Below are 21,767 nucleotides of genomic sequence, written 5' to 3'. Positions count from 1 at the left end.
GGCTCCTTCAGGTCACCGCGCCGCGCGCCGCATGGGCGTCGTAGCTCTCGTTGTCGAGGATGTCGCGCAGGATCTCGACCGCATCCCAGACGTCGGCGTAGCGCGTGTACAGCGGCGTGAAGCCGAAGCGCATGATCTCCGGCTCGCGGTAGTCGCCGATCACGCCGCGCTCGATCAGGGCCTGCATCACCGCATAGCCTTGCGGGTGGGTGAAGCTGACCTGGCTGCCGCGGCGCGCATGCTCGCGCGGGGTCACCAGGCCGAGCGGGTGTTTCGCGCAGCGCGCTTCGACCAGGGCGATGAAGAGGTCGGTCAGGGCCAGCGACTTGGCGCGGATGGCCTGCATGTCGGTCTCTTCGAAGATCTCCAGTCCGCACTCGACCATGGCCAGCGAGGTCACCGGTTGGGTGCCGCACAGGGCGCGGCCGATGCCGTCCGCCGCCGTGAAGCCGTGCGACATCGCGAATGGCGCCGCATGGCTCCACCAGCCGGTCAGCGGATGGCTGAAGGCGGCCTGGTGGCGCTGCGGTACCCAGATGAAGGCCGGGGCGCCGGGGCCGCCGTTCAGGTATTTATAGGTGCAGCCGACCGCAAAATCAGCGCCGGCGCCATGCAGGTCGAGCGGGACCGCGCCGGCCGAGTGGGCCAGGTCCCAGACCGCCAGCGCGCCGGCCTCCTGGGCGTGCCGGGTCAAGGCCGCCATGTCGTGCTGCCAGCCGGTGCGGTAGTTCACGTGGGTCAGCATCAGGACCGCGCAGTCGGCGTCCACCGCGGCCGCGATCTCTTCCACGCTGTCCACCAGGCGGATCGAATAGCCGCGGTCGAGCCAGCGCGCCAGGCCGTCCGCCATATAGATGTCGGTCGGGAAGTTGCTGCGCTCGGTGACGATGAGCTTGCGTTCCGGCGCTTTCCGGCGCTGGATCTCCAGCGCGGCGGCCAGCGCCTTGAACAGGTTCAGCGAGGTGGTGTCGGTGACCACGACTTCGCCGGCATGCGCGCCGATGAGCGGGGCGAGGCGGTCGCCGAGGCGCTTGGGCAGGTCGAACCAGCCGGCGGTGTTCCAGCTCTTGATCAGGTCCTGGCCCCATTCCAGGGCCACCACCTCGTGGACACGGGCCAGGGATGCGCGCGGACGGGCACCCAGCGAATTACCGTCCAGGTAGATCACGCCGTCGGGCAGTTCGAAGCGGTCGCGCAGCCGCGCCAGCGGATCCTGGGCGTCGAGGGCGGCGCAATCGGCGCGCGAGGATATCGATACTTTAGTGTTCATGCGTTCTCCGTGGCGGGCAGGGCGCGCAGGATCGCGCGTACCGGGCTGGCATCCATGCCGGCCAGTTTCAGGGGCAGGGCGATCAGTTCATAGTCGCCGGGCGGCACCTCGTCCAGCACCACGCCTTCGAGGATCGCCAGGCCGTGGCGGCGCACCGCGTGGTGGGCGTCCAGGGTTTTCGAGTCCTGCGGGTCGAGCGAGGCGGCGTCGGTGCCGACCAGGACCACGCCCCTGGCGGCCAGCAGGGCGATGGTCTCGGGGGCGATGGCCGGGAAGGCCGGGTCCCAGGCCTGCCGGGGCGCGCTGGCGTAGGTACGCAGCAGCACCCGGGGAGGCGTGCCGTCCAGCCGGGCTTCGATGTCCTCCGGCCTCACCGTCTTGACGCCGACGCAGTGGATGACCCGGCAAGGGCCGAGATAAGGCGTGAGTTCGACGGCGTCGATGCTGCGGCCCGTCGGATCGTAATGGGATGGCGCGTCGGTGTGGGCGCCGAGGTGGGTGGTCATGGTCATGCGGCTGACATGGACCGGGCAGCCATCCCGGATTTCCCAGGTGGGGCTGGCCTCGAAAGGGGTGTCGCCGGGCCAGACCGGGATGCCGGCCGAAATCGTCGGGCTGATATCCCAGAGTGTAGGTGCGGGCATGCGTATATAGGAATGAATGCGCGAAGCCGGCAGTGTAGCAAGAAATGCATGATCAAAAAAATTTTCGCGAGAACCCTAAAGTTCCCCGAAACCCGTCCGATAACCCATCCAGATGCCCGCGATTCGGTCGAAAATTTTTTTGCGAAAAAGCCTAAAGTTCTCGAAAAGCCATCCGATAACGGTCTGTAGAGGGACTTGAGGCAGTAAAAAAGTCGAAAAATATTTTGATTCGACCCTAAAGTTCCCAAAACGGTTGACGTTAACCAACGCAGACGCAGATTCTTCTCGGCGTCGACTGGCCCGAGAAGGCCGATTTATTGAACATCTACATCCGCCCGTTTTCATAGGGGCGCGACCCCGATCCGGGAGGGTTTGTCAGACAAACTCCTACGGGTCGTCTTCGTCTTTGCCGGACGAAAAATACAGACACTCTCCAATACACTAAAAGTTTCCTCACAGTCAGAATCTATCTCAACGGCAACACAAACCGCCGACCAGATAGATCACACCGGAGAGATGGAAATGACTGCGAACGACATGATGGCTGAAATTCGTGATGCTAACCTGAGCTACCTGATGCTCGCCCAGCAGATGATTCGCGCCGACAAGGTCACCGCAATTTTCCGCCTCGGCATCTCGGCCGACATCGCCGACCTGATCGAAGGCATGAGCAACGCCCAGATCCTGAAGCTCGCCGGCGGCAACATGATGCTGGCCCGCTTCCGCTTCGACGACACCGCCATCCTGTCGATGCTCACCAGCCACAGCAAGGACCGCGCCCTGGCGCAGTCGCACGCCGCCATCCTGATGGCCGGCCAGCCTGCAGAAGAAATCGCCTAAACCTCCCCGCTGCCCGGCCCCCCGCTGCCTGGTTAGCACCGGGGTAGAGCAGAGTTGGCGCCGGGGTCAGAGCAGAGTTAGCGCTGGGGTCAGAGCCCGAACTTGCTTTTTTGGGGCTCTGGCCCCGATTTGAAGCCACCAGGAGTGAGTAAGTCATGAGCAAAAAAAGCGTAGTCTCGGAAGCCCAGGAAATCCAGCTGGCCATCGAACTGATCCAGCTCGGCGCCCGCCTGCAACTGCTGGAAAGCGAAGTCTCGCTGTCGCGCGAGCGCCTGCTCAAGCTGTACAAGGAACTGAAGGGCGTGTCGCCGCCGAAGGGCATGCTGCCGTTCTCGACCGACTGGTTCCTGACCTGGCAGCCGAACATCCACTCCTCGCTGTACATCAATATCTACAAGTTCCTGGTCGAGCACGCGAACGCCACCGGCGTCCATGCCGTGATGAAGGCCTACAAGCTCTACCTGGAACAGATGCCGCCGGAGCCGGGCGAAGAGCCGCTGCTGTCGTTGACCCGCGCCTGGACCCTGGTGCGCTTCTTCCAGGGTGGCATGCTGGTGCTGGCGCCTTGCTCGAAATGCAAGGGCAAGTACGTGGTCAATGCGCTAGACCTGAATAACGACTACCAGTGCGGCCTGTGCCACATGCCTTCGCGCGCCGGCAAGACCCGCAAGGCCAAGGACGCTGCCGCGCTCGCCGCCGCCTGATCCGTTTCTCCCGGTGAGCGCCGCCGCCTCGCGCCGGATACGGCGCGCCCCCGCCATCCGCGCGCTGCTGCTGCAAATCCTTGCCTTCCCCCTGATGCTGGCCACGGTGTGGCTGCTGGCGCGGGCCGGCATGCCGCTGTCCCTGTTCGGCGTGACCCTGGTCCAGGGCGCCTGGGCGGCGCTGCTGTCCTGGCGCGCCCGGCTGGCGAGCTGGTGGCGCGCCATCCAGTTCCTGTTTCCGCCAGCCCTGCTGCTGGCGCGGCAGGGCGCCGACGCCCTGGCCCTGCCGCCGGCGGCCTTCCTGGCCGTGTTCCTGTTCCTGCTCCTTCTATATTGGTCGACCTTCCGCACCCAGGTGCCGTACTACCCGTCCGGACGCCGGGTCTGGGATGCGGTTGCCGCGCAGTTGCCGGCCGACCGGCCGCTGCGGATCGTCGACATCGGCAGCGGCCTCGGCGGCCTGGTGCTGGAGCTGGCGGGCCGCCGTCCCGACTGCGAAGTCACTGGCATCGAGCTTGCGCCCTTGCCCTGGCTGGCCAGCAGCCTGCGCGCCAGGCTGGCGGGAAGCCGGGCGCGTTTCCTGCGCGGCGATTACGAAAACCTCAATTTCGGCAATTTCGACGTGGTCTTCGCCTACCTGTCGCCGGCTGCCATGGACGCCCTGTGGCGCAAGGCCGCGGCCGAGATGCGTCCCGGCAGTGTACTTATCAGTTACGAATTTACTATTGCCGGGCGCGAGCCCGAGCAGCGCCTTGTAACTGGCGATAGCAGGAAAATTCTTTACATTTGGCACTTTTGAGCCACATTCCCGGCACTTTTACTTGCCCGTAGTTCATTCTCAAGCTAATCTAGTTCCCTACGTAAATATTTCAACCGGGCACGTCCCCGGCTTCACAGAACGGGAGTCCCGTGTTTGTCATTGTTGGTTACGTCATAGTCGTCGCGTCCGTGATTGGCGGTTTCGTCCTGAGCGGCGGCCATGTGGCTGCGCTCATGCAGCCGCTCGAAGTGCTGATGATCGCCGGCGCCGCTCTCGGCGCTTTCTTCGTCGGGAATACCCCGAAGGCCGTGAAGGCCACCATGAAAGCGATCCCGACCCTGTTCAAGGGCTCGAAGTACACGCGCGAGATGTACATGGAGCTGATGTCGCTGATGTTCGACGTGCTGTCCAAGGTCCGCAAGGAAGGCCTGATGTCGATCGAAGGCGACATCGAGACCCCGGAGCAGAGCCCGGTGTTCTCGAAGTATCCGATGGTGCTGGCCGACCACCATATCGTCGAATTCATCACCGATTACCTGCGTCTGATGGTTTCCGGCAACATGGATGCCTTCCAGATCGAGAACTTGATGGACAACGAGATCGAGACCCACCATCATGAGGGCCACGTCCCGGCCCAGTGCATCGCCAAGCTCGGCGACGGCCTGCCGGCTTTCGGTATCGTGGCCGCGGTGATGGGAGTGGTGCACACCATGGAATCGGTCGGCGCGCCGCCGGCGGAGCTGGGCATGCTGATCGCGCACGCGCTGGTCGGCACCTTCCTCGGCATCCTGCTGGCCTACGGCTTCGTCGGTCCGCTGGCCAGCCTGCTGGAACAGAAACTGGAGGAGTCGACCAAGATGTTCCAGACCGTGAAGGTGACCCTGCTGGCCAGCCTGAATGGCTATGCACCGGCGCTGGCGGTCGAATTCGGCCGCAAGGTCCTGTACTCGACCGAGCGTCCGACCTTCGCGGAGCTCGAAGACCACATCAAGAAAGCGAAGAGCAAGTAATGGCGGACGAAGGCCAGCGGCCAATCATCGTCAAGAAGATCAAGAAGGGCGGCCACGGACACCACGGCGGCGCCTGGAAGATCGCCTACGCCGACTTCGTGACGGCGATGATGGCCTTCTTCCTGCTCATGTGGCTGCTCGGCTCGACCACCAAGGGCGACATGGAAGGCATCGCCAACTACTTCAAGACCCCGCTGAAGGTCGCCATGCAGGGCGGCTCGGGCAGCGGCGACAGCGCTTCGATCCTGCGGGGCGGCGGCCAGGACCTGACGCGCCGTAACGGCCAGGTCAAGAAGGGCGAGATCGAAGCCGACAAGAAGACCTACGACCTGAAGGCCGCGCGCGCCGCGCTGGAACACGAGGAAGCGGCCAAGCTGCAGAAGCTGAAGGAACGCATCCAGGCGACCATCGACGCCAATCCGGTCCTGAAGAAGTACAAGAACCAGCTGCTGCTCGACGTCACCAGCGAAGGCCTGCGCATCCAGATCGTGGACGAGAAGAACCGCCCGATGTTCGAGAGCGCCAAGGCCGAGCTGCAGCCCTACACCCGCGACATCCTCGACGTGCTGGCGCTGGTGCTGAACGACGTACCCAACCGCCTCAGCCTGTCGGGCCATACCGATTCCACGCCCTACCAGACCGAGTCGGGCTACAGCAACTGGGAACTGTCGGCCGACCGTGCCAATGCCTCGCGCCGCGAACTGGTGCGCGGCGGCCTGGCCGAGTCCAAGGTGCTGCGCGTGGTCGGCCTGGCGGCCGCCAACCACCTCGATCCGAAAGATCCGTTCAATCCGGTCAACCGCCGCATCAGCATCCTGGTGATGAACAAGCGCACCGAGGAATCGGTGCTGCGCAACGGCGGCAACGGCGGCAATTCGCTGGACGTGCCGGACGATGCCGACGGCGCCGTGAAAGCGGTGGCACAGGCGACGGGTGTCGGGATGGCGCCACCCGTCGGGCGGCGGCCCGACGCGCCAGCGGCAGCGGGGCGCAGTCCCGTGGCGGCTCCGGAACAGGCGGCGAAGTAAGGCGCGGAGTGTACTGGAGGACTCAATGACAAGAAAAAAGATTTTAGGGTCACACGTGAAGCGCCTGCTGTCGGGCGTGTCCGACCACGGTCGGCGCCACCTGAACGAGGTCGAGACCGACCTGGTGCAGACCACGCTGCTGCTCGAGGAAGCCGTCGAGAAGCTCACCTCCAGCTTCATGGCGATCCACCAGGCGGTCGACGCGCGCCAGCAGAGCATCAACCGCCTGCTGGCCGGCGAAGCCCCGTCGGCCGAGGAAAGCGAGAAGCTGACCGGCATGTCGGGCGAGATCGGCCAGCACGTGAACTCGGCGATCACCAGCATGCAGTTCCAGGACATGACCAGCCAGCTGCTCGACCGCACGCTGCGCCGTGTGTCCGGCCTGCGCGAATTCCTGACCACGCTCGGCGAGCACGGCGCCGACATCGCGCCCGACAGCCACAGCGAGGAAATCGTCGAGCGCCTTGGCAAGGTCAGCATGGCGCTGGCGATCCAGTCGCTCGAGCTGCGCAGCATGTTGAGGAAGTCGGTGGAGCAGCGGCATTTGGAGAGTGGCGACGTCGAGCTGTTCTGACCGTATCTGGCTAAACGAACGATAACTATGAAATTCGGGGTCAGAGCCCCTTTAAAAGAAGAACCGGGCTCTGACCCCTTCCCCCCCGAGGAGCACACAGAAAATGGCAAAAACGATTCTTGCGGTTGACGATTCCAGTTCCCTGCGCCAGATGGTGGCGTTCAGCCTGAAGGCCGCCGGCTACCAGGTGGTGGAGGCTGTCGACGGCCAGGATGGCCTGGACAAGGCGAAGCAGCAGACCGTGGACCTGGTCCTGACCGACCAGAACATGCCGAAGATGGACGGCCTCACGCTGATCAAGTCGCTGCGCGCGCTGCCGACCTACCAGAAGGTGCCGATCCTGATGCTCACCACCGAATCGTCGGACGAGATGAAATCGAAGGGCCGCGCCGCCGGCGCCAACGGCTGGCTGGTCAAGCCCTTCGATCCGCAGCGCCTGATCGAGGTGGTCAAGAAAGTCATCGGCTAAGCCGATCAGCGACAAGCGATAAGCGACAATCATGACCATCGACATCAGCCAGTTCTACCAGGTCTTTTTCGACGAGGCGGAAGAACTCCTCGCCGAGAAGGAGCGTCTGCTGCTGGCCGTCGATATCGCCGCGCCGGACGCGGAAGACCTGAATGCGATCTTTCGCACCGCTCACTCGATCAAGGGCGGGGCCTCGACCTTCGGCCTGAACGACATGAGCGAAGTGACCCACGTGCTGGAGTCGCTGCTGGACCGCATCCGCAAGGGCGAGATGGCGCTCACGAGCCAGCACCTCGACGCCTTCCTGGCTGCCAAGGACATCCTCAAGATGCAGCTCGACGGCCACCGCAACGGCGCCTTCGTCGACCAGGAAGCCGTCGCCAACGTGCGCATGATGCTGCACGAGCTGTCCGAAGGCGTCATCGTGCCGAGCCACCAGCCGACCGTGCCGTCATTCCTGCACGCCGAGCAGAAGCAGGAAGTGCGCGAAGGCGCGCACCGCTACAAGATCGAGCTGCCGGAGATTCCCAAGCGCGACGTCGACGCCCTGGTCGACGAACTCGGCCTGCTGGGCCGCGTCTCGGTGACGCCGCTGGCCGGCGGCCGCAGCGCCCTGATCATCATGACCCACGAATCGCTCGACGACATCGTCGCGATCTGCTCGTTCGTGCTGAATCCCGAGGACCTGAAGATCTTCGAGGCCCCGCCGCTGACGCCGGAGCAGCGCGCCATCGAAGCCCTTGAACGCGCCCGCATCGAGGACGAGCAGGGCTACGGTTTCTTCGATCCCTCCGATCCGGTCGATGCGCCGCAGGTCGAGCAGTCCGACGACGAGCGCGGCTACGGCTTCTTCCAGCCGATCGAACAGATCCGCCTCGAAGCCGGCATCGTCGCCGAAGCGACGCCCCTGCCTGCCGTGCAGATCCGCCAGGAAGCGCTCGAAGCGATCGAGGTGGCCTCGGAGAAGAAGGCCGCCAAGAAGGCCGCCGACGCCGCCCACGCGCACGCCGAATCGAGCTCGATCCGCGTCTCGATCGAGAAGGTCGACCAGCTGATCAACCTGGTCGGCGAACTGGTGATCACCCAGGCCATGATCGAGCAGCGGAGCGACGGCCTCGATCCGATGATCCACCAGCGCCTGCTCGCTTCGGTGTCGCAGCTGACCCGCAATACCCGCGACCTGCAGGAAGCGGTGATGTCGATCCGCATGATGCCGATGGACTTCGTGTTCTCGCGCTTCCCGCGCATGGTGCGCGACCTCGCATCCAAGCTGGGCAAGAAGGTCGACTTCATCACCAACGGCGCCGCCACGGAGCTGGACAAGGGCCTGATCGAGCGCATCGTCGATCCGCTGACCCACCTGGTGCGCAACTCGATCGACCACGGCATCGAGATGCCGGCCGCCCGCGTGGCCGCCGGCAAATCGGAGTCGGGCCGCCTGTTCCTGTCCGCCGCCCACCAGGGCGGCAATATCGTGATCGAGGTGGCCGACGACGGCGGCGGCCTGAATCGCGAGCGGATCCTGGCCAAGGCCAGGGAGAACGGCCTGGCGGTGTCGGAGAACATGACGGACGCCGACGTCTGGCAGCTGATCTTCGCGCCGGGCTTCTCGACCGCGGAAATCGTCACCGACGTCTCCGGCCGCGGCGTCGGCATGGACGTCGTCAAGCGCAACATCACCCAGATGGGCGGCACCATCGACATCCGCTCGGCCAAGGGCTTCGGCACCACCATCCTGATCTCGCTGCCGCTGACGCTGGCGATCCTGGACGGCATGTCGATCCGCTGCGGCGACGAGATCTACATCCTGCCGCTCGGCTTCGTGGTCGAGTCCCTGCAGCCGGCACGAAGCGACGTCAAGGAGATCGCCGGCCAGGGCAGGGTGGTCAAGGTGCGCGGCGAATACCTGCCGCTGGTTCCGCTGCACCAGATGTTCAACATCGCGCCCTGCTTCACCGATCCTGCCGAAGGCATCCTGGTGATCCTCGAGACCGAAGGCCGCAAGGCCGCGCTGTTCGTCGACGAACTGGTCGGCCAGCAGCAGGTCGTGGTGAAGAACCTCGAATCCAACTACCGCAAGGTGGCCGGGATCTCCGGCGCCACCATCCTCGGCGATGGCGGCGTGGCGCTGATCCTGGACGTGGCGGCGCTGCTGCGCTCGTCGCGTCAGCTGACGGACGATACCGTCGTTTTATAAAAACTCTCTGAACCTAGGAACCGACATGTCCACTCAACCGACCACCAAACCGGCCGACGCTCGCGACGGCAGCGGCAGCGAATATCTCGCCTTCACCCTCGGCTCCGAGGAGTACGGCATCGACATCCTGAAAGTGCAGGAGATCCGCGGCTACGAAGCCGTGACCCGCATCGCCAACGCCCCCGAATTCATCAAGGGCGTAATCAACCTGCGTGGCATCATCATTCCGGTGGTGGACATGCGCATCAAGTTCAACCTTGGCACCCCGACCTACGACCAGTTCACCGTCGTGATCATCCTGAACATCGGCGGCCGCATCATGGGCATGGTCGTGGACAGCGTGTCGGACGTCACCACCCTGATGCCGGAGCAGATCAAGCCGGCGCCGGAAATGGGCACCGCCTTCAATTCCGACTACCTGATGGGCCTCGGCACCGTCGACGAGCGCATGCTGATCCTGATCGACATCGACCGCCTGATGTCGTCCAGCGAAATGGGCCTGATCGACAAGATGGCAGCCTGAGTACGACAGGGTACCGGATTCGCGGCGCAGGGATAGCTTCGTCTTTACAGATCCAAAGGTAATAACGTGCCGCTTCATACCAAGCAGGAAACAGGCAAGGAATTCGAGTTCACACGCGCCGACTTCGAGCGCGTGCGCGGCCTGATCTACCAGCGCGCCGGCATTTCGCTGGCCGACAGCAAGCAGGAGATGGTCTACAGCCGGCTTGCGCGCCGCCTGCGCGCAACCGGCATCGAGTCCTTCTCGCGCTATCTCGACGGCCTCGAAGCCGGAAGGATGCCGCACGAGTGGGAAGCCTTCACGAATGCGCTGACCACCAACCTGACCTCGTTCTTCCGCGAGGCCCATCACTTCCCGCTGCTGGCCGAGCACGCGCTCAAGGCGCGCCGCCGGCATGCCGGGCCGCTGACGATCTGGTGCTCGGCCAGCTCCACCGGCGAAGAACCGTACTCGATCGCGATGACCCTGTGCGAGGCCTTCGACACGCTCACGCCGCCGGTGTCGATCATCGCCACCGACATCGACACCAACGTGCTGGCCACCGCCGGCGCCGGCGTCTATCCGATCGAGCGGGTCGAGAAGCTCGAGACCGCGCGCCTGCGCCGCTTCTTCCTGAAAGGGAAGGGCGCCCAGGAGGGCCTGGTGCGGGTGCGCCCCGAGCTGCGCCAGCTGGTCAGCTTCCGCCCGCTCAACCTGCTGGCCGACGGCTGGGACCTGAAGGGACCGTTCGACGCGATCTTCTGCCGCAACGTGATGATCTACTTCGACAAGGCCACCCAGCGCAAGATCCTGTCGCGCTTCGTGCCCCTGATGAAGCCGGACGCCCTGCTGTTCGCGGGGCACTCCGAGAACTTCCTGTATGTGTCCGACTCGCTGCGCCTGCGCGGCAAGACGGTGTATGAACTGAGCCACGGCTGACCGTCGCTACACTCCGGTACCTATCATGGATACGAACAGCCAATTCGCCACCAACGTCTATTACGACCGCACCTTCGACTGCGACGCTGCCAAGATCCTGCCCGGCGAGTACTACTACACCGGGAAGGACATGCTGATCGTGACGGTGCTGGGCTCCTGCGTCTCGGCCTGCATCCGCGACCGCGTCAGGGGGCTGGGCGGCATGAACCACTTCATGCTGCCGGACGGCGGCGATCCCGGCAACCCGGTGTCGGCCTCGATGCGCTACGGGAGCTATGCGATGGAAGTGCTGATCAACGACCTGCTGAAGGCGGGCGCCCGCCGCGAGCACCTGGAAGCCAAGGTCTTCGGCGGCGGCGCCGTGCTGCGCGGCTTCTCGGCCATGAACGTCGGCGAGCGCAACGCCTCCTTCGTGATGCAGTTCCTGAAGACCGAACGGATCCCGGTGCTGGCCGAAGACCTGAACGACATCTACCCGCGCAAGGTGTACTTCTTCCCGCGCACCGGCAAGGTGCTGGTCAAGAAGCTGATGCAAACCCATAACGATACGCTGGCGAAGCGCGAGCTCGATTACGCCAGCCGCCTCAAGGTCGCGCCGGTCGGCGGCGATATCGACCTGTTCTGACGAAAGGGCCCCACATGAATTCCACGAACAAGATCAAGGTGGCGATCGTCGACGACTCGGCCCTGATCCGCAGCGTGATGACCGAGATCGTCAATTCCCAGCCCGACATGGAAGTGGTCGGGGTGGCCCCCGATCCGCTGGTCGCGCGCGAACTGATCAAGCGGGTCAATCCCGACGTCCTCACGCTCGACGTCGAGATGCCGAAGATGGACGGCCTCGACTTCCTCGAAAAGCTGATGCGCCTGCGCCCGATGCCGGTGCTGATGGTGTCCTCGCTGACCGAGCGCGGTTCCGAGATCACCATGCGCGCGCTGGAACTGGGCGCGGTGGACTTCGTCACCAAGCCGAAGATCTCGATCCAGGCCGGGATGCGCGAGTACACGGAACTCATCACCGACAAGATCCGCGGCGCCGCGCGCGCCCGCATCAAGCCGCGCACCCTGCATGCACCGAGCCAGGGCGCGCCGCTGCCGCAGCTGCGCAGCCCCCTGACCTCGTCGGAAAAACTGATCATCATCGGCGCCTCCACCGGCGGCACCGAGGCGATCCGCGAATTCCTGATGCAGATGCCGTCCGACTGCCCGGGCATCCTGATCGCCCAGCACATGCCGGAAGGTTTCACCAGCTCCTTCGCCAAGCGCCTGGACTCGCTGTGCCGCATCAGCGTCAGCGAAGCCCAGGGCAACGAGCGCGTGCTGCCCGGTCACGCTTATATTGCGCCGGGCCACTCCCATTTGCTGCTGTCTCGTTCGGGCGCGAACTACATGACCAAAATCGAGCAGACCGAACCGGTGAACCGCCACCGGCCTTCGGTGGACGTGCTGTTCCGTTCGGCCGCCCAGGCGGCGGGCAAGAATGCGGTCGGGGTGATCCTGACCGGCATGGGCAAGGACGGCGCCCAGGGCATGCTGGAAATGAAGCAGGCCGGCGCCTACAACTTCGCCCAGGACGAGGCTTCCTGTGTCGTGTTCGGCATGCCGCGCGAGGCGATCGCCATCGGTGCCGCCCATGAAGTGGGCGCCCTGACGGCCCTGCCGGGCATGGTGCTGGGCCAGCTGGCCGCCCAGGGCGGCCGGGCGTTGCGTGTTTGATCCGCGCGAGCGTCTTAACCCTCGGTTTTATCGCCGTAGAGCAACAAAAATGCTATGCTTAGGCCTGCTTTCGCAGTGTCGAAGTCCAACCAACACATACAGATAAAGTAACAACGGAGTATTTCATGGCTGATCCAAAGATGCGTTTTTTAGTTGTTGACGATTTTTCGACGATGCGGCGCATCGTGAAGAATCTGCTGAAGGAACTGGGTTACGCCAACGTTGACGAAGCCGAAGACGGCGTCCAGGGACTGGCCAAGCTGCGCAGCGAGCAATTCGACTTCGTGGTGTCGGACTGGAACATGCCGAACATGGACGGCCTGACCATGCTGCAGAACATCCGCGCCGATCCCGCCCTGGCCAGCCTGCCGGTGCTGATGGTGACCGCCGAAGCCAAGAAGGAAAACATCATCGCGGCCGCCCAGGCCGGCGCCAACGGTTACGTGGTGAAGCCTTTCACCGCGGCGACGCTGGACGAAAAGCTGAACAAGATTTTCGAAAAGATGGGAAAGGCCTGAAATGACTGAGCAGACGGCCGATTCGGGCTCGCACGACGAGGTCCTGAGCCGGATCGGGCACATGACCCGAGCGCTGCACGAGAACCTGCGCGGACTGGGCCTGGACAAGCTGATCGAAAAGGCCGCCAGCGACATCCCGGATGCGCGCGACCGTCTCGATTACGTGGCGCGCCTGTCGGAACAGGCTGCCAAGCGCGTGCTGGACGCCACCGACGCCGCAGGTCCCCTGCAGGACGGCATCGACGCCTCGGCCGTGGAGCTCGGCCGTTCGTGGCAGTCGCTGCTGGACAGCGGCGAGGGCAGCGCGGAATGGCGCGCAATGGCCGAGAAGACCCTCGCCAGCCTGGCCGGATCGCGCAGCGCCGCCAGCGCCACCAAGGGCCACCTGATGGACATCATGATGGCCCAGGACTTCCAGGACCTGACCGGCCAGGTGATCAAGCGCATCACCGGCATCGCCCAGAACCTCGAAAAGCAGCTGGTGCAGGTGCTGGTCGATTTCGCGCCGGCCGAGGTCAAGCGCGAGTTCGATAACAGCCTGCTCAACGGCCCGCAGATCAAACCGGAAGGCAACGCCGAAGTCGTCGCCGACCAGGGCCAGGTCGACGACCTGCTCGACAGCCTCGGCTTCTAAGCTTCACATCCCGGTGCGCCAGCGGACGGCGCATCGCCCTGTTTCACCTCGGCGCTTATCAATAATGCATCAAACCAACTTCATCGTCCGTGAACCTTTGCTTGACCCCAAGCAACGCGTAATTGGTTACGAACTCTGCTGGCAGCAGCAGAGCGGAAGGGAAGTGGGCGCCGACGATCTCGAGTCGCTGGTCGGCTTCGTCGCCGAGCAGCTGGTCGACGAGGAAAACGGCTGGCTGCTGCGCGACAAACTGCTGTTCCTCGACGCCGTGCCGGCCATGCTGTCGACCGACGCCCTGCACGCGCTGCCACCGGAGCGCACCGTGCTGTCCCTGAGCGTGCGCGACCTCGCCAACGTCGACACCCGCGCCGCCGTGCAGGCCCTGCGCGCCGGCGGCGTCGGCATCTCGCTGCGCGGCGCCAACCTCGACCTGCTGGGCCGCAACCTGTCGATCATCGCTTCCTACGCCGAAGTGCGCTTCAGCGGCGCCGACGTGGCGACGCAGGCCCGCACCTACGCCACCGTCAAGCAGTCGACCCTGCGCATGGTGGGCCGCCCGGTCGCCACCTGGGCCGACTTCGACGCCTGCGCGGCGCTGGGCCTGGACGCCTTCGTCGGCAAGCTGCACCTGACCCCGCGCGAGGGCGGCAATGTGAAGGGCATGAACCCGGCCCAGGCCATCATCCTGCAGCTGATGCAGATGGTGCAGAACAACGAGGACGTGCCGAAGATCGAGGCCGTGCTCAAGCGCGACCCGGCCCTGATCTACAAGCTGCTGCGCTTCATCAACTCCGCCGGCTTCGGCGCCGGCCGCCAGGTCGAGTCGCTGCGCCAGGCCATCGCCATGCTGGGCTATGCGCCGCTGTACCGCTGGCTGGTGCTGCTGCTGGCCACCGCCAGCTCGAGCGGCTACTCGCCGGTGCTGATGGAAACCGCCGTGGTGCGCGCCCGTTTGTGCGAGCTGCTGGGCCAGAAATTCCTGCCGCGCGCGGAAAGCGAATACCTGTTCGTGGCCGGCATGTTCTCGCTGCTGGACCGCCTGCTGGGCCTGCCGATGAAGGAAGTGCTGGACACCATCCAGTTGCCGGACGAGGTGGTGCGCGCGCTGCTGACGCGTGGCGGCGTGTATGGACCCTACCTGGCGCTGGCCGAGGCCTGCGAGCTGAATTCGAACCTGGTGGCGTCGATGGCGGCGTCGCTGGAGATCAGTCCGCTGGATGTGAACAAGGCCCATTTGAGTGCGCTGGCTTGGGCGCAGAGTGTTACCACCTGATTTTGGGCCGCGGCGTCTACCGTCGTCCCCGCGAAGGCGGGAACCACGGTGAAGTTTTGCCATCCGGCAAAAATCACCGCTTCATCTGCACCTTGCTCACCGCCCGCTCCAGGCGCTGCTTCATCTGCATGGTGATGTTCGAAATCCTGCACCCGATCTGCACCTGCTCGCCCAGCAGGAAGGTGCGGAAGGGGCGCAGCAGGCGGATCTCGAGGTCGGCCGTGATCGCCAGCGACGGGCCCAGTTCCAGCTCCACGCCCTCCAGCTTCTGGCCGACATACAGTTCGTAGCCCTGGTCGAGCGTCGCGCGCAGGCCTACGCCGCCGCTCGAGAAGTCGTACAGCGGCAGTTCGAACACCTTGCCCAGGTAAGTGAAGCGGGCGCCGTAGCTGCCGCCCAGCGGGCTTTCCAGGCGGGCTTCGGCGCGGCGGTTCAGGACCAGGCAGCTTTCCGGCAGCGGCAGCTCGACGGACTGGCCGCCGCCCGGCACGATGCTCCAGTTGGCGTCGAGCTCGAACTGGATCTTGGCATTGCCGCCCATGGCGGCGACGAAGACCGCCTTGCCCTCGGCGAGGACGCAGTCATCAAGCAGCTCGAGGATGAAGGAGCGGCGGTCCGGATCGACGGCGCCGATGCGCGCCATCACATAGTCCGCGCCCGGCGGATAGATGGTGATGGCTTCGCCGGTCTGGGCCAGGGTCGACAGGCTGTCGAAGATCTGGAAGGCGTCGCTCATCGCGTGCGCGGGCGCGCCAAGCGGAATGCGCTGCACGGCGTCGGACAGTTTGGGCGGACCCTTGCGGATCTGCGTGATGGACGTATCGGTCACGGAACTACTCCTTGAATACTCCTGTAGATTCTAGCAAATCAAGTTGCCATACTCTAAATGAAATTTTCAATAAAGAAAGTAGTGTGGTTCAGATTTCCAGATTATCGATCAGGCGGGTATTGCCCAGCTTGGCGGCGGCCAGCACAACCAGTTGCTCACGAGCAAGGTATTCGTCGTGGCTCGGCGCCCCCAGGTTCATGCGCTTGCGGATCGAGACGTAGTCCGGCTTCCAGCCGCGCGCCGCCAGGCGGTTCATCGCGTCCTGTTCCAGGGCTTCGAGGTCGGCGTGGCCGGCGCGGCTCTGCTCGGCAACGTAGTTCAGGGTCTGGTAGAGGAAGGGCGCCTCGGCCCGTTCTTCGCTCGACAGGTAGCCGTTGCGCGAGGACAGTGCCAGGCCGTCCTCGGCGCGGAAGGTCTCGGCGCCGATGATCTCGGTCGGCAGGGCGAACTGGCGTGCCATGTTCCGCACGATCATCAGCTGCTGGTAATCCTTCTTGCCGAACACGGCCACGCGCGGCTGCACGCAGGAGAACAGCTTGGTGACCACGGTGCAGACGCCGTTGAAGAAGCCGGGGCGGAATTCGCCCTCCAGGATGTTGCCGAGATTATCCGGCGGCTGTACGCGGTATTCCTGCGGCTCCGGATACAGGTCCTTCTCGGTCGGCGCGAACAGCACGTACACGCCTTCCTTCTCCAGCTTCTCGACGTCGGCCTGGAAGGTGCGCGGGTATTTGTCGAAGTCCTCGTTGGGGCCGAACTGCAGGCGGTTGACGAAGATCGAGGCGACCACCGGGTCGCCGTGACGGCGCGCCAGGCGCATCAGCGACAGGTGGCCCTCGTGCAGGTTGCCCATGGTCGGGACGAAGGCGGTGCGCAGTTGGCCGCGCAGTTGGTCGCGCAGTTCGTCGATGGTGGAGATGATTTTCATGGTGTCGTAATAAGGCTCAGGCCGGCGAATAAGCCAGCCGAACATAAATGGGCGCGAATGGTTCGGCCTGGGTGATTTCGATCAGGGTTTCCTTGGCCAGCTCGAGCATGGCGACGAAGTGCACGACCACGACCGGCACGCTGGCATGTCCCGCGAACAGCTCCGAGAATTCGACGAAGCGCTGGGACTGGAGTGTACGCAGGATCGCCGACATGTGCTCGCGCACCGAGAGTTCCTCGCGGCCGATCCGGTGGTGCTGGATCAGCTTGGCGCGGCGCAGCACGTCCATCCAGGCGCGCTGCAGGTCATTGGCGTCGACCTGCGGCCATACCGGCGCCAGCCCTTGCTCGACCGGCAGCGAAGGCCGCTGGAAGTCGCGCTCGTATTGGGGCAGGGCGCCGATCTGCTGGGCCGCCAGCTTGATCTGCTCGTATTCCAGCAGGCGCCGCACCAGTTCCGCGCGCGGGTCGCCGACATCCTCGATCAGCTCGTCCTGGCGCTTGGGCAGCAGCATGCGCGACTTGATCTCGATGAGCATGGCCGCCATCAGGAGATACTCGGCCGCCAGTTCCAGGTTGTGCTTGCGGATCTGCTCGACGTATTCCAGGTATTGCAGGGTCACCTGCGCCATCGGGATGTCGAGGATGTTGAAGTTCTGCTTGCGGATCAGGTACAGCAGCAGGTCGAGCGGACCTTCGAAGGCGTCGAGGAAGACCTCGAGGGCGTCGGGCGGGATGTACAGGTCGTTGGGCAGGCGCAGCAGCGGCTCGCCGTAGAGGCGGGCGATGGTGGCCTCGGCGGCATCGGCCGCCGCGTTCAGGCCGTCTTCCTGGCCGGAAGCGGCAGCCTGGTCCGCGATGGCGCCCTCATCCTGCGGGGAGCCGGCAAGCCCTTCGGGCCCGTCCGGGGCCCCCGGCGCCGGGGCGCCGGCCGCCTGCTCAGGCGCCATCGTCGTCAGCCTCAGCCGTCAGCCGGCTTCAGACCTTGGACTGGTAGGGATAAGCCTGCTGGCGGATGCGCGACTCGTTGACGCGGCGCTGCTCGTCCAGCGACAGCGGCGACTTGTCCCACAGCAGGGCACGGCCGGCGACCTGGCGCTCGTCCATGCCAGGGGTTTTCTCTTTCAGTTCCTTGATGAACTTGGTGTGGTCGGATTCGTAATTCGAGTGTTTCGTGAACAGGCCCATGGCGCTCTTTAGACTCTAAAAAAGGTACAAACGTTCGATTTTACCGCGCTGCAGCGATTACTTATGCAGTTCGTTGAGCTGGCGGGCGATGATGTCGTGGTTGAGCCACAGCACCGGTGCGATCTTCTCGGCCGCGCCGTGGAACATCAGCGGACCGGTGCCTTCCACCACCAGCGAGGACAGGTGGTCGGTGACCAGCGCTTTCCTGTCCTGGTGCAGGGAGGTGATCTCGTCCGAGGTACCGATCATCAGCTCGGCCAGCTCGGGGCTGTTGTCCATCGGCCAGGCTTCGAAGTTGCGGAAGCCGGCGCTGGTCTCGGTCTGCAGATAGGATTCCAGCTTGTCGAGAATGCCCTGGACCGATTCGCCCTCGTTCAGCAGGCTCTGGCAGATGTCCCACTGTTGCTGGGCCCAGGCGCCGCCGCCTTCTTTTTTCAATGCCGTCAGTAGCGGGAACAGCGACAGTTCGACGCCGACGAAGATGTCGGAGGAATTGGTGCGGATTTCCGGGCAGTTGAACACGGTCGCGTAGACGCCCTGTTTCCAGGCCGCTTCGGCGATCGACTCCAGGCGCATCTTGGCGTAGCCCTGGGTGTAGTTGGTATAGGTCTGCCACTTGTACTCGCCGCCGATCAGGACTTCGGTGCCGTGGTAGCCGTAGGCGGTGTAGCGCACTTCGCCGCCTTTCGCCGTGATGCGCTCGCGGATCGGGGCCGAGGCGTCGATCAGGTGCTTGAGCGTATTGGCCGAGACTTCGTCGAAGTTCATCAGGATCAGCTTGCCCAGGTCGCTGTCGAGCAGGGCGCGCGAGGACATGAAGCGCTCGCCGCGGCCTTTGTAGATGCGGTTGGCGATCGCCAGGAAGGCCTTGATGCGCGGGATGCCGCCGGCCATCGTGTGCGCGAAGAACACGTTGGCGCCGTCCGGGATCAGCTTGTCGATTTCAAGCATGGCTTCCTTGGCCGAGCTGGCGAAGCGGGCCACGCCGGCCTGGCGGCACAGCTCGATCTTGTCCCAGTCCAGCTTGTCGTCCTGCCAGCTCTTGAGGGTAATACCGGACAGCATCTCGGTCGGGTTCTGTTCGCCCGCCGGTGCGTCCATGTCGAAACCGGCCATCAGCGGCACGTTGATGATGCGGCCGCCCAGCTTGGCTTCCGCTTCCGCGTGCTCTTCCGCCGTCAGGGCGCGCAGGCTGCCGTCGTCGTTGCGGCGGCCCACGGTGATGCCCAGGATCGTCATGCCGGCCTTGCGCGCCTCGTCGATCAGGCCGTTCACGTAGCCACGGCCGAACAGCTCGCCGAACAGGACGAAGACGTCACCTTGACGGAACAGGTTCGCTTGCGGGATGTGTCGCAGGGCTTTGTATTCGGTCATATTATTCGTTACCACTCAAAAATAAGAAGGACGGGGCGGCACGGATGCGCCCGGTTATTGTTCAAAACGCCGCATTATACTGCCACTGCTGCGCTGAAATTAATAGCTGTTTGCCAATCAACGAATACGCATGCCAGGCTGGGCGCCGGACACCGGCTCCAGCAGGTACAGGCCCGGATTCGCCTTCTCATCCTTGGCCGATGCACACAGCACCATGCCTTCCGAGACGCCGAACTTCATCTTGCGCGGCGCCAGGTTGGCGACCATCACGGTCAGCTTGCCGATCAGCTGCTCAGGCTGGTAAGCCGACTTGATGCCCGAGAAGACATTACGGTAACGGCCTTCGCCCAGGTCCAGGGTGAGGCGCAACAGCTTGCTCGACCCTTCGACATGCTCACAATTGACGATCTTCGCCACGCGCAGGTCGATCCTGGTGAAATCGTCGATCGAAATTTCCGGCGCCAGGTCTTCGACATCGCCCGCTTCCGCTGCCGGCGCGGCGGCTTCGGCAGTGGTGTCGGCAGCGGCAACCGGGGCCGGCGCCGCAGACGTAGCGACGGCCGGCTTGTCGAACAGGTCCTCGACCATCTTGGCGTCCACGCGCTGCATCAGGTGGCTGTAGGCGCCGATGGTGCGGCCCAGCATCGAGTTCCACACGTTCTCGCCCTTGGTATCGTCCCAGGAGAAAGCCGCGTCGCCCAGGAATTCCTGGACACGCGAGGCGACGAAAGGCAGCACCGGCGACAGCATGATGCTCAGCTGGCGGAACAGGATCAGGGCGGTGGTGCAGACATCGTGCAGCTCTGCAGTCTTGCTCTCGTCCTTGGCCAGGATCCAGGGCTTGTTCTCGTCGACGAACTGGTTGGCGACGTCGGCGATTGCCATGATCTCGCGCAGCGCACGGCCGAACTCGCGGGCTTCGTAGCTGGCGGCAATCGCCGCCTGGCGCTCGCCGTCCTCACCGTTCAGGGCGCGGGCAATCCACTGTTTCGCGGTGTCGGACAGTTCCGATGCCAGCTTGCCGTCGAACTTCTTGGCGATGAAGCCGGCGCAGCGGCTGGCGATGTTCACGTACTTGCCGATCAGGTCGCTGTTCACGCGGGCGACGAAGTCGTCGCCGGTGAAGTCCAGGTCCTCGACCTTGCTGTTCAGCTTGAACGCCAGGTAGTAGCGCAGCCACTCCGGATTCATCTTCAGTTCGAGGTAGCGCAGCGGCGAGATGCCGGTGCCGCGCGACTTCGACATCTTTTCGTTATTCACGGTCAGGTGGCCGTGGACATTGACCTTCAGTTTGTCGATCACCGGGTGGCCGGAGAAATTCAGCATGGCCGGCCAGAACAGCAGGTGGAAGGAGACGATGTCCTTGCCGATGAAGTGGACCTGCTCGGCCGCCGGATCTTTCAGGAAGGCTTCGTAGTCGATGCCTTTCTTCTCGAAGTAATTCTTGAGCGAAGCCAGGTAGCCGACTGGCGCATCCAGCCAGACGTAGAAGAACTTGCCCGGTGCATCGGGAATCGGGATGCCGAAGTAGGGCGCGTCGCGGGAAATATCCCAGTCGGCCAGCTTCTCGCCGTTCTCGCCCAGCCACTCCGACACTTTATTCACCATCTCCGGCTGCAGGCGGCCCGGGGTGTTCAGCCATTCCTTCAGGAACTGGAAGCAGCGCGGATCGGACAGCTTGAAGAAGTACTGCTCGGACGGCTTCAGGACCGGCGTCGCGTGGGTGAACACCGAGTACGGATTGATCAGTTCGGTCGGCTGGTAGGCGGCGCCGCAGACTTCGCAGTTGTCGCCGTACTGGTCCTTGGCGTGGCAGACCGGGCACTCGCCCTTGATGTTGCGGTCGGCCAGGAACATGCCCTTGGCCGGATCGTAGAAGCGGTCGACGGTCTTGGTATAGATGAGGCCGGCATCCCGCAGCTTGCGGTAGATGTCCTGCGACAGCTCGACGTTTTCCGGCGAGTCGGTCGAATACCAGTTGTCGAAGGCGATGTGGAAGCCGTCCAGGTACTGGGCGCGGCCGGCGGCAATGCGGGCCACGAATTCCTGCGGCGTCACGCCTTCCTTCTCGGCGGCGATCATGATCGGGGTGCCGTGGGTGTCGTCGGCGCCGACGAAGTGCACCACGCGCTGTTCGCCGCCGTCTTTCTGCATTCGCTGGAAGCGGACCCAGATGTCGGCCTGGATGTATTCCATCATGTGGCCGATGTGGAAGGCGGCGTTGGCGTAGGGCAGGGCGGTGGTGACGAACAGCTTGCGTGTCATGGTCGAAAAGGGAGGTTGATAGGTGAAAAAAAGCATTTTACCAGCGGATGCCCCTGAGCGCGCAGTGGGTAATCAGGCCATTTGCCACTTGAACAAGAGTCGATAC

General features: G+C 64.2%; 23 protein-coding genes. 15 read left to right on the top strand and 8 right to left on the bottom strand.

The window, feature by feature from the left end; all coding sequences use genetic code 11:
• Positions 1-7 precede the first annotated feature (7 nt).
• Together kynU and kynB are read right to left on the bottom strand one after the other, a co-directional pair.
• Entirely contained in the window at positions 8-1,270 is a 1,263-nt protein-coding gene (gene kynU, locus AC1DOP_RS26215) for a kynureninase (RefSeq protein WP_477254194.1), read from the bottom strand.
• On the bottom strand, positions 1,267-1,914 hold the full coding sequence (gene kynB, locus AC1DOP_RS26210; protein ID WP_442124454.1) for an arylformamidase: 648 nt from the start codon (positions 1,912-1,914) through the stop codon (positions 1,267-1,269). The genes kynU and kynB overlap by 4 nt, the downstream gene beginning before the upstream one ends.
• A gap of 522 nt (positions 1,915-2,436) precedes the next feature.
• On the opposite strand from kynB, the gene flhD reads away from it, so the two are divergent.
• From flhD to AC1DOP_RS26135, 15 genes are all read left to right on the top strand, one after another.
• Positions 2,437-2,754, top strand: coding sequence for a flagellar transcriptional regulator FlhD (gene flhD / locus AC1DOP_RS26205; protein WP_047826184.1), 318 nt, complete (start codon positions 2,437-2,439; stop codon positions 2,752-2,754).
• A 155-nt stretch (positions 2,755-2,909) separates the two neighbouring features.
• Positions 2,910-3,458, top strand: a complete 549-nt coding sequence (gene flhC, locus AC1DOP_RS26200) for a flagellar transcriptional regulator FlhC (protein ID WP_442124453.1) — start codon at positions 2,910-2,912, stop codon at positions 3,456-3,458.
• Between the two features lie 13 nt (positions 3,459-3,471).
• A complete protein-coding gene (locus tag AC1DOP_RS26195; RefSeq protein WP_477254191.1) occupies positions 3,472-4,257 on the top strand; it encodes a class I SAM-dependent methyltransferase in 786 nt (261 codons plus the stop codon).
• Between the two features lie 110 nt (positions 4,258-4,367).
• Positions 4,368-5,228, top strand: coding sequence for a flagellar motor stator protein MotA (gene motA / locus AC1DOP_RS26190; RefSeq protein ID WP_442124451.1), 861 nt, complete (start codon positions 4,368-4,370; stop codon positions 5,226-5,228).
• Positions 5,228-6,256, top strand: a complete 1,029-nt coding sequence (motB, locus tag AC1DOP_RS26185) for a flagellar motor protein MotB (protein ID WP_477254189.1) — start codon at positions 5,228-5,230, stop codon at positions 6,254-6,256. Before motA ends, motB begins: the two co-directional genes overlap by 1 nt.
• A gap of 25 nt (positions 6,257-6,281) precedes the next feature.
• Complete coding sequence (locus tag AC1DOP_RS26180) at positions 6,282-6,830, top strand: chemotaxis protein (protein WP_442124449.1); 549 nt, start codon at positions 6,282-6,284, stop codon at positions 6,828-6,830.
• A gap of 103 nt (positions 6,831-6,933) precedes the next feature.
• Positions 6,934-7,299 carry a response regulator gene (locus AC1DOP_RS26175; RefSeq protein ID WP_442124448.1) on the top strand — a complete coding sequence of 122 codons (366 nt, stop codon included), beginning with the start codon at positions 6,934-6,936 and terminating at the stop codon, positions 7,297-7,299.
• A gap of 31 nt (positions 7,300-7,330) precedes the next feature.
• A complete protein-coding gene (cheA, locus tag AC1DOP_RS26170) occupies positions 7,331-9,496 on the top strand; it encodes a chemotaxis protein CheA (RefSeq protein ID WP_442124447.1) in 2,166 nt (721 codons plus the stop codon).
• A gap of 25 nt (positions 9,497-9,521) precedes the next feature.
• Positions 9,522-10,019, top strand: coding sequence for a chemotaxis protein CheW (locus AC1DOP_RS26165; protein WP_442124446.1), 498 nt, complete (start codon positions 9,522-9,524; stop codon positions 10,017-10,019).
• 66 nt (positions 10,020-10,085) lie between these two features.
• On the top strand, positions 10,086-10,937 hold the full coding sequence (locus tag AC1DOP_RS26160; protein ID WP_442124445.1) for a CheR family methyltransferase: 852 nt from the start codon (positions 10,086-10,088) through the stop codon (positions 10,935-10,937).
• 25 nt (positions 10,938-10,962) lie between these two features.
• On the top strand, positions 10,963-11,562 hold the full coding sequence (gene cheD, locus AC1DOP_RS26155; RefSeq protein ID WP_477254185.1) for a chemoreceptor glutamine deamidase CheD: 600 nt from the start codon (positions 10,963-10,965) through the stop codon (positions 11,560-11,562).
• A 14-nt stretch (positions 11,563-11,576) separates the two neighbouring features.
• Positions 11,577-12,653 carry a protein-glutamate methylesterase/protein-glutamine glutaminase gene (locus AC1DOP_RS26150; protein ID WP_442124443.1) on the top strand — a complete coding sequence of 359 codons (1,077 nt, stop codon included), beginning with the start codon at positions 11,577-11,579 and terminating at the stop codon, positions 12,651-12,653.
• A gap of 125 nt (positions 12,654-12,778) precedes the next feature.
• Positions 12,779-13,171: a chemotaxis response regulator CheY gene (gene cheY / locus AC1DOP_RS26145; protein ID WP_442124442.1), complete on the top strand. Its 393-nt coding sequence runs from the start codon at positions 12,779-12,781 to the stop codon at positions 13,169-13,171.
• Position 13,172: 1 nt separating this feature from the next.
• Positions 13,173-13,805, top strand: a complete 633-nt coding sequence (gene cheZ, locus AC1DOP_RS26140; RefSeq protein ID WP_442124441.1) for a protein phosphatase CheZ — start codon at positions 13,173-13,175, stop codon at positions 13,803-13,805.
• Positions 13,806-13,869: 64 nt separating this feature from the next.
• The gene (locus tag AC1DOP_RS26135) at positions 13,870-15,078 is read left to right on the top strand and encodes an EAL and HDOD domain-containing protein (RefSeq protein ID WP_477254181.1); all 1,209 of its coding nucleotides are present in this window, start codon (positions 13,870-13,872) and stop codon (positions 15,076-15,078) included.
• 73 nt (positions 15,079-15,151) lie between these two features.
• Here AC1DOP_RS26135 and AC1DOP_RS26130 read toward each other — a convergent pair whose 3' ends face one another.
• From AC1DOP_RS26130 to metG, 6 genes are all read right to left on the bottom strand, one after another.
• Positions 15,152-15,907: a flagellar brake protein gene (locus AC1DOP_RS26130; protein ID WP_477254179.1), complete on the bottom strand. Its 756-nt coding sequence runs from the start codon at positions 15,905-15,907 to the stop codon at positions 15,152-15,154.
• 88 nt (positions 15,908-15,995) lie between these two features.
• On the bottom strand, positions 15,996-16,835 hold the full coding sequence (panC, locus tag AC1DOP_RS26125; RefSeq protein WP_477254177.1) for a pantoate--beta-alanine ligase: 840 nt from the start codon (positions 16,833-16,835) through the stop codon (positions 15,996-15,998).
• Positions 16,836-16,851: 16 nt separating this feature from the next.
• Entirely contained in the window at positions 16,852-17,784 is a 933-nt protein-coding gene (locus tag AC1DOP_RS26120; protein ID WP_477254175.1) for a segregation and condensation protein A, read from the bottom strand.
• Between the two features lie 28 nt (positions 17,785-17,812).
• Positions 17,813-18,022 (bottom strand): DUF3460 family protein, encoded by a 210-nt coding sequence (locus tag AC1DOP_RS26115; protein ID WP_442124436.1) that lies wholly within the window; start codon positions 18,020-18,022, stop codon positions 17,813-17,815.
• 57 nt (positions 18,023-18,079) lie between these two features.
• A complete protein-coding gene (locus AC1DOP_RS26110; protein WP_442124435.1) occupies positions 18,080-19,396 on the bottom strand; it encodes an enoyl ACP reductase FabMG family protein in 1,317 nt (438 codons plus the stop codon).
• Positions 19,397-19,513: 117 nt separating this feature from the next.
• Positions 19,514-21,661: a methionine--tRNA ligase gene (gene metG / locus AC1DOP_RS26105; protein WP_477254172.1), complete on the bottom strand. Its 2,148-nt coding sequence runs from the start codon at positions 21,659-21,661 to the stop codon at positions 19,514-19,516.
• Between the last annotated feature and the right edge of the window lie 106 nt (positions 21,662-21,767).

It is taken from the genome of Massilia sp. 01N410, from assembly GCF_056399665.1.
The sequence above is the reverse complement of the archived record's forward strand: the minus strand, read 5'-3'. Positions and strand labels throughout refer to the sequence as shown.

Excerpts from the sequence above, each read along its gene's own strand:
- kynU (WP_477254194.1), bottom strand. The coding sequence starts at position 1,270 with ATGAACACTAAAGTATCGATATCCTCGCGCGCCGATTGCGCCGCCCTC.
- kynB (WP_442124454.1), bottom strand. The coding sequence starts at position 1,914 with ATGCCCGCACCTACACTCTGGGATATCAGCCCGACGATTTCGGCCGGC.
- flhD (WP_047826184.1), top strand. The coding sequence starts at position 2,437 with ATGACTGCGAACGACATGATGGCTGAAATTCGTGATGCTAACCTGAGC.
- flhC (WP_442124453.1), top strand. The coding sequence starts at position 2,910 with ATGAGCAAAAAAAGCGTAGTCTCGGAAGCCCAGGAAATCCAGCTGGCC.
- motB (WP_477254189.1), top strand. The coding sequence starts at position 5,228 with ATGGCGGACGAAGGCCAGCGGCCAATCATCGTCAAGAAGATCAAGAAG.
- AC1DOP_RS26180 (WP_442124449.1), top strand. The coding sequence starts at position 6,282 with ATGACAAGAAAAAAGATTTTAGGGTCACACGTGAAGCGCCTGCTGTCG.
- AC1DOP_RS26175 (WP_442124448.1), top strand. The coding sequence starts at position 6,934 with ATGGCAAAAACGATTCTTGCGGTTGACGATTCCAGTTCCCTGCGCCAG.
- cheA (WP_442124447.1), top strand. The coding sequence starts at position 7,331 with ATGACCATCGACATCAGCCAGTTCTACCAGGTCTTTTTCGACGAGGCG.
- AC1DOP_RS26165 (WP_442124446.1), top strand. The coding sequence starts at position 9,522 with ATGTCCACTCAACCGACCACCAAACCGGCCGACGCTCGCGACGGCAGC.
- cheD (WP_477254185.1), top strand. The coding sequence starts at position 10,963 with ATGGATACGAACAGCCAATTCGCCACCAACGTCTATTACGACCGCACC.
- AC1DOP_RS26150 (WP_442124443.1), top strand. The coding sequence starts at position 11,577 with ATGAATTCCACGAACAAGATCAAGGTGGCGATCGTCGACGACTCGGCC.
- cheY (WP_442124442.1), top strand. The coding sequence starts at position 12,779 with ATGGCTGATCCAAAGATGCGTTTTTTAGTTGTTGACGATTTTTCGACG.
- cheZ (WP_442124441.1), top strand. The coding sequence starts at position 13,173 with ATGACTGAGCAGACGGCCGATTCGGGCTCGCACGACGAGGTCCTGAGC.
- AC1DOP_RS26135 (WP_477254181.1), top strand. The coding sequence starts at position 13,870 with ATGCATCAAACCAACTTCATCGTCCGTGAACCTTTGCTTGACCCCAAG.
- panC (WP_477254177.1), bottom strand. The coding sequence starts at position 16,835 with ATGAAAATCATCTCCACCATCGACGAACTGCGCGACCAACTGCGCGGC.
- AC1DOP_RS26120 (WP_477254175.1), bottom strand. The coding sequence starts at position 17,784 with ATGGCGCCTGAGCAGGCGGCCGGCGCCCCGGCGCCGGGGGCCCCGGAC.
- AC1DOP_RS26115 (WP_442124436.1), bottom strand. The coding sequence starts at position 18,022 with ATGGGCCTGTTCACGAAACACTCGAATTACGAATCCGACCACACCAAG.
- AC1DOP_RS26110 (WP_442124435.1), bottom strand. The coding sequence starts at position 19,396 with ATGACCGAATACAAAGCCCTGCGACACATCCCGCAAGCGAACCTGTTC.
- metG (WP_477254172.1), bottom strand. The coding sequence starts at position 21,661 with ATGACACGCAAGCTGTTCGTCACCACCGCCCTGCCCTACGCCAACGCC.